A 1704-nucleotide genomic window follows, 5' to 3' on the forward strand; every position below is an offset into this window, starting at 1 on the left:
CAGGCGATCGCGCCGGGTGGGAAGCTGGCGCAGGCCTGCGACTATGCGTTGGATCGTATCCGTGATGGTAACACCGTCTAGGCAACGGTCTGCGGGGCGTGGCAGGCTGGGAGGATGCGAAGTTCATCACGGGTGCGCCCGCACAAGTCGCCGGCCCAGCGCGCGGAGATTCTGGCGGCGTATCGGCAGACGGCTCTGAGTTCCCACGCGTTCGCCCGACAGCACGGGGTCGCTCCGTCCACGCTGTTTCGGTGGCTCCGTGAGGCGTCGGCCCCGAGGCCGCCCCGAGGGGCCGCGTTGATCGAGGTGCCCAACCTCCTGGCGCCCCCACCTGCGGCTTTGGCCTACCGGCTGTGCTTTGCCAATGGCGTCAGCGTCGAGGTGGCCTCGGGATTCGAACCCGAGGAGGTTCGCACGCTGGCGCGATTGATCCGCAGTCTATGATCCCGATCAGCCCAGCCACGCGGATTTACCTGGCGGCCGGGGCCACCGACCTGCGCAAGGGCTTCGAGGGCCTGAGCGATCTGGTGCGGCACCGGTTCCAGCAGGATCCGTTGAGCGGCCATCTCTTCGCCTTTGCCAACCGGAGGGCTACCCGCCTCAAGCTCCTTTACTGGGACGGGACCGGCACCTGGCTCTGCGCCAAGAAGTTGGCGAAGGGTTCGTTCCACTGGCCCCGGACCGGACCGGAGGAGACCGGGGCGTTGCGGGTGCTGGCGGAGGAGTTGACGTTGCTCTTGAGCGGCATTGATCTGGAGCGGAGTCGGACGCGGGCGTGGTGGCGGCCGGCGGCGTGAGAAGCGGCCAATAAAGGCAGGGCCTCAACCATCATTGGCACTGAACATGCTAATGTTAAGTGTTAGATGATGCAATCAAAGACCGAGCCTGCAACCACCCAACGCCTCGCCCATCTGGAGGCCGAGGTCGCCCGGCTCCAGCGCATCATCCAGCTCAAGGATGAGCACATCCGTCTGCTCAACTGGCGTCTCTTCGGGCCCAAGGCTGACAAGCTCTCCAGCGCGCAGTTGCCCCTGCTGCTGGAGGAAGTGAGTCTGACGGCGGGCGAGGTCGACCAGGAAGCCGACCGACCGGAGGAGCAAAAGCAGAACCTGCTGCCGCGGACCCAGCAACCCCGGCGCGCTCATCCCGGGCGGGAACCCTTGCCGGCGAGCCTGGAGCGACGGGAAGAGATCATCCCCTGCTGCCCGGAAGACTGCCGGTGTCCCCAGTGCGGCGGCGAGCGGCCGGTGATTGGTTACGAGACGCGGGAGGAGTTGGCCATGACCCCAGCGCAGTTCTGGGTGCGGGTGATCAAGCGCGAGAAGCGTGGTTCCCACTGTCAGGAAGAGCAAGGGGTGGCGACGGCGCCGGCCCCGGCGCAGATCGTGCCCAAGGGGAAGCTTTCCAATGAGTTCATCATCGAGGTGCTGGTGCGCAAGTACCGGGAACACCTGCCCGTGTACCGGCAGTGCGCGACCTTGGCACTGGAGCACGGGATCGAGTTGAGCCGCAAGACGCTGACCGATGCGATCCTGGCGGCGGGCAGTTTGTTGACGCCGGTGGTGGGGGCGATGCGGGTGGAGTTGCTGGCCGGGCGTTACGTTCAAGCCGACGAGACGACGATGCCCTGCCAGACCGGGGAACGGACTGGGCGCAACCACCGGGCGTTCCTGTGGGAGTTCAGCCAACCGGGTAAACTGGTGG

At 66.3% G+C, this 1704-nt stretch carries 3 protein-coding genes; all 3 read left to right on the top strand.

Annotation, left to right across the window (positions count from 1 at the left end; genetic code table 11):
• Positions 1 to 114: 114 nt before the first annotated feature.
• Positions 115 to 444: an IS66 family insertion sequence element accessory protein TnpA gene (tnpA, locus tag V7Q81_RS16150; protein ID WP_442954864.1), complete on the top strand. Its 330-nt coding sequence runs from the start codon at positions 115 to 117 to the stop codon at positions 442 to 444.
• Complete coding sequence (gene tnpB, locus V7Q81_RS15980) at positions 441 to 797, top strand: IS66 family insertion sequence element accessory protein TnpB (protein ID WP_333845316.1); 357 nt, start codon at positions 441 to 443, stop codon at positions 795 to 797. Before tnpA ends, tnpB begins: the two co-directional genes overlap by 4 nt.
• Before the next feature lie 66 nt (positions 798 to 863).
• Positions 864 to 1704: IS66 family transposase (locus V7Q81_RS15985; protein ID WP_333845319.1), on the top strand; the 841-nt coding region annotated here is incomplete at its 3' end.

This window comes from Pelomicrobium sp., from assembly GCF_036803785.1.
In the GTDB taxonomy this organism is placed as follows: Bacteria; Pseudomonadota; Gammaproteobacteria; order Burkholderiales; family UBA6910; genus Pelomicrobium.

Coding starts and splice junctions, on each gene's coding strand:
- tnpA (WP_442954864.1), top strand. CDS start 115: ATGCGAAGTTCATCACGGGTGCGCCCGCACAAGTCGCCGGCCCAGCGC.
- tnpB (WP_333845316.1), top strand. CDS start 441: ATGATCCCGATCAGCCCAGCCACGCGGATTTACCTGGCGGCCGGGGCC.